At 53.5% G+C, this 9,338-nt stretch carries 7 protein-coding genes; 3 read left to right on the top strand and 4 right to left on the bottom strand.

Features of this window, described 5'->3' with window-relative positions:
* Window positions 1-68: 68 nt before the first annotated feature.
* The gene (gene pdxA, locus ACG2F4_RS17365; protein WP_395262161.1) at window positions 69-1,091 is read right to left on the bottom strand and encodes a 4-hydroxythreonine-4-phosphate dehydrogenase PdxA; all 1,023 of its coding nucleotides are present in this window, start codon (window positions 1,089-1,091) and stop codon (window positions 69-71) included.
* Window positions 1,092-1,284: 193 nt separating this feature from the next.
* Between pdxA and ACG2F4_RS17370 the strand changes: the two genes are divergently transcribed.
* Entirely contained in the window at window positions 1,285-2,370 is a 1,086-nt protein-coding gene (locus tag ACG2F4_RS17370) for an MBL fold metallo-hydrolase (protein WP_395262162.1), read from the top strand.
* Window positions 2,371-2,403: 33 nt separating this feature from the next.
* On the opposite strand, the gene ACG2F4_RS17375 is transcribed toward ACG2F4_RS17370, so the two are convergent.
* Both ACG2F4_RS17375 and ACG2F4_RS17380 read right to left on the bottom strand, forming a co-directional pair.
* Complete coding sequence (locus tag ACG2F4_RS17375; protein WP_395262163.1) at window positions 2,404-3,690, bottom strand: Nramp family divalent metal transporter; 1,287 nt, start codon at window positions 3,688-3,690, stop codon at window positions 2,404-2,406.
* Between the two features lie 117 nt (window positions 3,691-3,807).
* Window positions 3,808-5,016, bottom strand: a complete 1,209-nt coding sequence (locus ACG2F4_RS17380; RefSeq protein WP_395262164.1) for an RtcB family protein — start codon at window positions 5,014-5,016, stop codon at window positions 3,808-3,810.
* 146 nt (window positions 5,017-5,162) lie between these two features.
* Between ACG2F4_RS17380 and ACG2F4_RS17385 the strand changes: the two genes are divergently transcribed.
* A complete protein-coding gene (locus ACG2F4_RS17385; protein WP_395262165.1) occupies window positions 5,163-6,296 on the top strand; it encodes a hypothetical protein in 1,134 nt (377 codons plus the stop codon).
* Here the strand turns inward: ACG2F4_RS17385 and ACG2F4_RS17390 are convergent.
* A complete protein-coding gene (locus ACG2F4_RS17390) occupies window positions 6,293-6,421 on the bottom strand; it encodes a hypothetical protein (protein WP_395262166.1) in 129 nt (42 codons plus the stop codon). The two genes, ACG2F4_RS17385 and ACG2F4_RS17390, sit on opposite strands and share 4 nt — an antisense overlap.
* A 12-nt stretch (window positions 6,422-6,433) precedes the next feature.
* On the opposite strand from ACG2F4_RS17390, the gene ACG2F4_RS17395 reads away from it, so the two are divergent.
* A complete protein-coding gene (locus tag ACG2F4_RS17395) occupies window positions 6,434-9,067 on the top strand; it encodes a M14 family metallopeptidase (RefSeq protein ID WP_395262167.1) in 2,634 nt (877 codons plus the stop codon).
* Window positions 9,068-9,338 lie beyond the last annotated feature (271 nt).

Raw genomic sequence — 9,338 nt, forward strand, 5'->3', positions numbered from 1 at the left:
CACCCTCTTGTATGTGATCTACTGTCAAATATTTCATATCATATGCCGCCTGAATTCCAGCACCGGCCCTATCCCACCATCTGCACCGCATATTGAATGGCATGCACCAGGCTCTGGGGACTGGCAATTCCCTGCCCTGCGATATCAAAGGCCGTTCCGTGATCGACCGATACCCGGATAATCGGAATGCCTAGTGTTATGTTAACCCCGCGAATTTTACTCCACGCACTGCTTTCCTGGTCCCATTCAAATCCTTTCACTTTAAAAGGGATGTGACCCTGGTCGTGGTACATCGCCACGCAGCCATCGTAAAAGCCGCCCACGACCCTGGGATACAAGGTGTCGGCAGGGTACGGCCCCTCCACCCGGATTCCATTTTTGACCGCCTCCTCTACAGCCGGGATAATCTCCTGTTCTTCCTCCCGGCCAAATAACCCTCCATCACCGGCGTGCGGATTCAGCCCGCATACAGCCAGTTTGGGCTTGTCGATGCCAAACTGCACACAGGCCTCATGTAACAGCCGGATCACATGGAGCACCCGGTCTTTTTTTACCAGCCAGCACGCTTCCGCGAGCGATACGTGGGTGGAAACATGAATGACACGAAAATTACCATCGGCCAGCAACATGGCCACCTGGTCGGTATTGGTGTACCGGGCATATATTTCCGTATGACCGGCGAAGTTGTGGCCAGCCCGATTCAGCGATTCCTTGTGGATGGGGGCGGTAACGGTGGCATCAATTGTTCCCTCCATCGCCAGTTCAATATTCTTCTCTATAGCCCGAAAGGCGGCATCGCCGGCCACTGCTGAAACCGTGCCGTACGACAGTGTGTCGATAGTCTCATTCTGGGTATCGCACACCTGGATTTTTCGGCGGCCGTACTCTCTGCCGGTCTCATTTTGCTGCCAATGCTGAACCTCTCTGTCAATACCTGTCAGCTCAGCCGCTTTCTGTATTACGGACAGATCTCCCACAATCACAGGCCGGCATCTTTTCAGCACAGCCGGATCCGTTACGGCCTTCACACATATTTCCGGCCCAATGCCAAACGGGTCGCCCATTGAAATCCCAATAATCGGTTTATCCATTTACTTGCTTCCGTTCTATTTTTCTGAGTGATCAATCAGCAGGAACTTAAATACAATCTATTCCAGTTTACAATAATCATATTATTCACAGGCAACAGAATCATTGCCGGTCGACAGGTATTAAATAAGTCGCACGCTTTTTGTATTATCCCACTTCATTTAGTTAACAATTAATATACACAGAAACGGTTCAATGGACATTATTACATGGTCTGCAGCAGTCGTCCTGGGGCTGACAGTGGCTACACTTGTTGTGGATTTTATCATTTCGGCCCCGACCGCATCCGGCCCCACATCCGACCATTTCGACGGCAAACGATTTTCCAATCCCAACGGCTCCCGGGAACGAGGTTTTGTAGACATCATCAAATGGGCCCTCACCGGTGACCGGGGGGAATGGAAAGAGCTCACGCTGCAAGAGGCGCCCCATGGTACGGTCCCGGAGAGGAGCTCCGACAGCAACGAGGAGGCGGTATTTACATTTGTAAATCACGCTACCTTCCTTATTCAAACACAGGGTTTCAACATTTTGACAGACCCGATCTGGAGTTACCGGGCCAGCCCGTACCAGTGGATCGGCCCCAGGAGAATGCGTCCGCCGGGACTAAAATTTGAAGATCTGCCCGACATCCACATGGTGCTCATCAGCCACAACCATTACGATCATTTGGACATTGACACCGTGATCCGGCTAAATGAGATTCACGATCCGCTGTTCGTGGTGCCCCTGGGCGTTGCAAGCTACCTAGAAGAAAACGGCATCTACAACACCGTGGAACTCGACTGGTGGCAGCGACATGAATACAGTTCGAACTTGTCTGTAAGCGGGGTGCCGGCCCAGCACTTCTCCGGGCGCGGCCTTACCGATCGAGACAAGACCCTGTGGTGCGGGTATGTGCTGGAACAGCCCAACGGCAACATCTACTTTGCGGGCGATACCGGCTACGACGGCTTTTTTGAGGATATCGGCCGCCGGTTTGCCCCTATCGATACAGGCCTCATCCCGATCGGGGCTTACCGCCCGCGCTGGTTTATGCGACCGATCCATGTGAATCCCGATGAAGCTGTTCAGATCCACAATGACATCAGGGCCCGTCAGAGCATCGGCATGCATTTTGGCACCTTTCCGCTGGCTGACGAAGCGATGAGGGACCCGATTGAAGATTTGGCCAGCGCCCGCAAAAAATATGGCGTGGCAGCAAATGAATTCCTAACACTGCAAGAGGGCGAATCGCACCACGTTTTGCGCTCCACTACCGGCAAAGCCGCTGCCGGATAACATTACAAAGCCCAGGACCCAAGACCCAAAAAACTAAAACCGGATGATCCAGTAAAGGTACAGCAGCGCAAAACCCGCCAGGAATATCATCCCCGCCCAGCTCAGCCAGCGCAGCCAGGACTTCGGCTTGCCCCACTCCGGCATCACTTCTCCCGTCACCAGCCGGTAATTGATATAAGCCAGCACCGGCGCCGTCAGGAAGGAGAGGGTCGTGGCCAGGTCTATAAGCAGGGTAAACTGATCTCCCAGGAAGTAGAGTACGCCCAGGGAGACCACCGGGGTGGAGACCAGCAAGATCCGGAAAATCCTGCTGTTGTCCTTTTCGGGAAATGTTTCCTGCATCATCACCTCCAGCATCCGGCGGGAAACGCGGGGATACGCATCAGTGACCGTAAGCGTGGTGCTGAACATGGTGGTAAAGGCGCAGATGATGATCACCAGGTACGCCCACTCCCCGAGGCTGCTTGTATAGAGGCTGATGAGCTGGTTTGCAAAAACGGCTCCACTTGATGCATACTCTTCGCCGCTTCCATACATCACCAGGGCGCCCAGGATTAAAAATCCGAGGGCCAGGAACGCTGCCCCGATATACCCGATATTGAAATCTAGCAGCGACTCCTTCAGCCTCGGCCGGTATTGGGTCTGCTTGGCCCGCTCCAGCGACCACAGGGAGTGCCAGGCGGCAGAATCAATCGGAATCGGCATCCATCCCATTAAAGCGATCAGGAAGGAGACGCCCGCGTAATCCCAGATATCGGGATAGTAGTCTGCCACTTCCTGCTGGCCTCCCTGCGACAGGGCCACCACCAGGGCAACCAGCGTTGACACTGCCAGGATAATCATAATGAACTTTACGGAGCCGTCCAGCGCAGAATACTGGCCTGAAAGAAGCAGCACCACACAGATGGCCAGCAAAAGGGCACTCCAGGTTAACGGGGAAAGGGCCAGGCCGGTCAACTCGGCGGCCAGGCTTGCCGTCACCACCGTTACCGCCGCCTGGATAATAAACATCGTGCCAACAGTAAAGACAAGGAATATCCATATTGCCCAGTTGCCCAGCCGCTTGTATCCCTCAATCAAGCTCTCCCCGGTGGCGATGGCATAGCGCGGGCCATACTCCAAAAAGGGATACTTAAAAATATTGGCCAGCAGCAGGGCCCAGACCATGGCAAAACCGTAGGTGGCACCAGCCCGGGTCGATTGCACCAGGTGTGATACCCCAATGGCCGCAGCGGCCATCAACAAGCCCGGTCCCAGACTTTTTTTAATTCCATCCCATGTACTTCTTTCAGACTCGTTGCCAGAACGCTCGTTCCCCATAAACAAGGTTTGATTTAAACTATTTTACGATGAGCTACGATAATGAATTTAGCTGTCAAAATAAAAGAGAGGAAATAGCTGGCAATGGACAGAGACTGCCTGTTTCCGTGAGATACACTATTTCCCAACGCTCGAGCCCCAATTCCTCTTCGGAGTAAACCGTTCCGGTCCCTCCATGACCACGCCCAGGGGCTGGAGACGGTGCAGGATCCGGATTGTGCGCTCATGTTCTTTCAGCACATCGTCGAGCCGGCGGTAGACCTGGGGAGCCTCGTCAAGTCCGCCGCCGCGCAACTCTACGCCCTTTTTTTCCAGCCAGTCATAGATCATCTGCGGCTTTATCGCAGAACTGCTCAGGTCGCGTCCGCGGTAGTTGCCTTTGGCCTGTGTACGCGACATTACACGGCCGGCGCCGTGCACCGTCGAGTAGAGGGCAGAGCGGCTTTCCTCCGAATCCACGCCCTCCAAAATGACAGCGGTATCTCCCATGCTGCCGCCCACAAATCCGCGCTGGCCCGGGAAAGCCGGAGTGGCGCCCTTGCGGACAACTACCAACTCTTCTCCATCATGCTGCTCTTTCCAGGCAAAATTGTGATTGTTGTGAACCTCATCCAGTATATCCGCCCCAAAAGCCTCCGCCAGCGTATAGCAGACCCACTCGCGTCCCCGCCAGGCATAACGTCCGGCCAGGTTCATGGCTGCAAAATAGGCATCCCCGAGGGGCGTAGCCAGGTCCAGCAGCACCTCTTGCTGTTCAAAACGGTCATTCCACTCCTTGTTTTGAGAGAGGTTCATAAACCCTTTGGCCGTCTGGTATCCCAGGCCTCGACTCCCGAAGTGGACCCCTATCCAGATATACTCCTCCTCATCTTTAAACAGGTCTACGTAGTGGTTCCCCGAGCCCACGGTTCCCAGCTGCTGCTCCGCTTTCTTTTTCAGGCTCGATCGAATCCCGGGATCGGGGTAGGCCTCCCACTCCGGGGCCTCAAACAGCTCGTCGCCTCTGGGTGCACGGGGATTGGAGCCTCCCAACCCGAACACGATTTTATCCTCAATAATATCCAGTGCTCCGCTGACATCGAAACTACCGGCTTTCTGATTGAGTTTAACTGCCATGTTTCCACAACCGATATCGAACCCCACGCCCACGGGCGATACTTTGTTTTTGTAGGCCGCAACGCCGCCGATCGGCATGATATATCCCACGTGGCCATCGGCCATCAACGCGCCGCGCTTGGCGCGCATCAGCACGTTCTGGTACTGCTCCAGCGTCTGATCGTCATGGGATCCGAATACGGGATTTTTCGACTTTTCTGTTTCTTTCATAAATCAGAATAGATACTTGGTTCGAGTGTTCATATAATAACAAAACAGATGGACATACCATTTTTGAGCGAATCCTCTGCTCAAAATAGTTGTTAAATCTGATACCTATGATGGGTTTAAATTGAACTAAATTTGGAGGTTCACATATGATTACGAAGGATATCATTCTGGATATTATTGAGCATGCAGCGGAAACAAGTATTTCAATATTTTTGCCCACCCACAAAACAGGAGAGGAAGTTCAGCAAGATCCCATCCGACTGAAAAACAAGCTGAACAACATTGAGGCCGACCTCTCCGAATCCGGGATGAAAAAGAGCGAAATTGACAACCTGCTCGAGGGCCCCAGGAAACTGCTTGACCAGCCCCTTTTTTGGCAGCACAACGACCGCGGACTGGCCCTGTTTTTGGCAGAAGATTATTTCGAATATTTCAGGGTGCCACTGGACTTTAACCCGCGTTACCTGATCGACAACTATTTTCTCGTCACACCACTACTGCCCATGATAACACTGGAGGGCACCTTTTGCATACTGGTGATAAGTCAGAAGAAGGTGCGCCTGCTCAAAGCCACCCGCGACTCGGTTGAAGCGCTGTCACTGACCGATTCGCCCACAAGCATCGAAGAGTTCAAGCAGTATGACGTGGTACAGCGCAACCTCCAGCACCACTCCGGGCAGGGACAGGGGCCGGCCATCTTTCACGGGCAGGGGTCCGGCAGCGACTACGACCGAAAAATTGTGGAGGAATACCTGAAAACAGTTGAAACCGAGGTTACCAACATCATGCGCCGGCGCAACGATCCGCTGATTCTCGCGGGGGTTGATGAAGCCGTTTCGATTTATCGAAAATCGAACCACTACAGCCGGCTGCTGGATTCCAGCATCAAGGGCAACCCGGATCCCAAAAGCGACGAAGAGATCCGTGACGAGGGGTGGGAGATCATCAAATCCTATTTCCTGAAGGACATGTATTCCGATATCGAACGGTTCGGCGACCTCTCGGGCAGCATGAAGCGTTCCGAGGACCTATCCTACATTGTGGAAGGCGCCTATTACGGGAAGATAGACTCCCTTTTTGTTCCGATCGGGGAACACAGTTGGGGTAAATTCGATGCCGTAAACGATGTGGTTCACCTCAGCCACGAACAAGAAAACGGCGAACATGACCTGATCAACCTGGCGGCGATCAAGACGATCACCCAGGGAGGCGACGTGTACGCCCTCCACAGGGATGACATGCCCAACAATGCTTACATAGCGGCCATCTTCCGTTATTAGCCTTCCCCCCATTCCCTTATGTGCGGCGCACTTACCAGCGTGCGCCGCGCTTTTGTTTCTTCCACCTCCTTTACAATAACCTCTGCTTTTCGGTACTTCCATACAGGTAATACACCGCAATCCATAACGACCTTTTCATGAAGCGCATCGCATATTCAATATCAATTCTACTCCTAATCGGCTTTCTTCACATCACAGCGGGACCGGTTGCTGCCCAAAATCCCTCCGAAGCCGTGGCCACCATGAATTACTACCTTCCCGGGGATGTAAGCTATGACGAATCGGTGCCCACTCCGGAGGAGATCCTGGATATGGTACCGGGAGAGTGGCATGTTCGGCACGACCAGCTGGTAAAATATATGTACGCACTGGCCGAGGCCTCTGACCGGATCGCCATCCGGGAGTTTGGGCGCACCTATGAGAACAGACCGCTGCTGTTGTTGACGGTCACTTCTCCGTCAAATCATGCCAATATTGAGCAGATCCGTCAAAACCACCTGGCCCTGACCGATCCCGGCCAATCCAGCAATTTTGACGTCAATGAAATGCCGGTGGTAGTATACATGGGATACAGCATCCACGGTGACGAGTCCAGCGGCTCAAATGCAGCACTGCTGGTTGCTTATCACCTTGCAGCGGCACAGGGAGCCGATATCAGGCAGAAACTCAACAATTCGGTCATCCTGCTGGATCCGAGCTTCAACCCCGACGGACTTGATCGCTTTGCCGGCTGGGCCAACACCCACAAAAGCAAAACCGTTGTGGACGATCCCAATAATATGGAGCAAAATCAGCCGTGGCCCGGCGCCCGCACCAACCACTACTGGTTTGACCTGAACCGCGACTGGATGCTGGTTCAGCACCCAGAGAGCCAGGCCCGAATCCGGGTGTTCCACCAGTGGAAGCCAAACATCCTGACCGATCACCATGAGATGGGTACAAACGCGACTTTCTTCTTTCAGCCGGGCGTCCCGTCGCGGACCCATCCTCTGACACCGGATCGCAATCAACGGCTCACCGAAGCGATCGGGGAATACCACGCGCAGATGCTGGATCAACACAAGCGACTGTACTACAGCAAAGAAAACTACGACGACTTTTACTACGGCAAGGGCTCCACCTATCCCGATATCAACGGCAGTATCGGCATTCTTTTTGAGCAGGCAAGCTCCCGCTCGCATGCCCAGGAGAGCATCCACGGCGTACTCAGGTTCCCGTTTACGATAAAAAACCAGTTCCTCACCTCGCTTTCCACGCTGGAGGCCGCCCAGAGCCTGCGTCCCGAAATCCTAAACCACCAGCGTTCTTTTTACCGGGAGGCCCGGCAGCAGGCAGAGCGCTCTCCAATTGAAGCGTACGTGTTTGGCACGCAGGAAGACCGGGCGCGAAGCTTTCACCTGGCCGAGATGCTGCACCGGCACGACATTGATGTGTACGAGCTGGAGGAGAGCCTCTCAGCCAACGGCGAACTGTTTGCCGCGGGCTCCTCCTACATTATCCCGACCAACCAGGCGCAACACCGATTTATCGAGGCCCTGTTTGAACGGAGAACTACTTTCCGTGACAGTCTTTTTTACGATGTCTCGGCCTGGACCATGCCTTATGCTTTTAACATGCCGTTTGCCGAGCTCGACAGCCGCGCGTTTAACCGCAACCAGATTGGAGATAAATTCACCATCGAAAAACGTCCCGCGGGCAGCCTCATCGGTGGACAAAGCGAGTATGCCTATATTTTCGAGTGGGATGAATATTACGCGCCGCGGGCGCTCTATCGTATCCAGGAGAAAGGGGTACGGGCCAAAGTAGCTGCCAAACCGTTTACTGCCGTTACCTCCACCGGTGTTCACCAGTTTGGCTACGGCAGCATCATCGTGCCGGTAGGTCCCCAGGAAGTGGATTCTCAGACGATCTACGAGTGGGCCCGCATGGCAGCGGAACAGGATGGAATCGACATTTATGCGGTAGATACCGGCCTGACTCCCTCCGGCATCGACCTGGGCAGCGGTTCGTTTGAAGACATTGACAAACCCTCGGTCGCCCTTATCGCCGGGGAGGGGACCAGTGCTTACGAAGTGGGTGAAGCCTGGCACCTGCTCGACCTGCGGTACGGCATGCCGGCCACGCTACTCACCAAGGATCGTCTCGGGCAAACCGATCTCGACCGGTATACTGCCATAGTCATGGTCGATGGATGGTATGGCGACCTTTCAGGCAGCGACATCCACAAGTTAAAGGAATGGGTGGAGAGCGGTGGAACGCTGGTAACAACCAAGGATGCCGTTGAATGGGCCCGTGAAAACGGCCTGGCTAACGTCTCATTTGTGGAGAAAAGCGATAGTGAAGAGGAAAACAGCGATAGCGTTCAACCCAAACCGTATGCCGCAATGGACCAGGAACGAGGAGCCCAACATATCGGAGGCGCCATTTTCCATGCCAGGATTGATACCACGCATCCGATCGGTTACGGATATAATGGATCGGATCTCACCGTGTTCAGGAACAGCACGCTCTTTATGAAGAAATCCGACCATCCCTATGCCACACCGCTTCGCTATTCCGATGATCCCCTGGCCAGCGGCTATATTTCGGAAGAGAATCTTGAGAAACTGAACGGTACGGCGGGAATTGTAGTCTCCGGATTTGGAAGCGGAAAAGTAATTGCAATGACAGACAACCCCAACTTCCGGGCGTTCTGGTACGGGACCAACAAACTGTTTGCCAACGCGATTTTCTTTGGCAGCACAATCAGTGGCTCGTCAACCAGTCGTTAGTGTAGTTATTGGTTAACCAGTGTATTGCTTATTTGTGGAAGACCAATAACTAATTCCTAATAACCAATCTCCGGCGGTAATTTTTGTAGCCCACCTCCTCGTCAGATAGAAATTCTTCCAGTTGCACATGGCGCTATGCCGTTCATACGACCTCTCCTTCGAAATTCATCATTTCTAATCACTGTTGTCCGGTAAACATATTAAGAGGGAACATAAGTCACCTTTAGAGTCTCTTCCACTCGTTTTTGTACCCTAATCTGATTGCGAGCCC

The sequence above is a fragment of the Halalkalibaculum sp. DA3122 genome (assembly GCF_043951865.1).
Lineage (GTDB): Bacteria > Bacteroidota > Rhodothermia > Balneolales > Balneolaceae > JAMQKA01.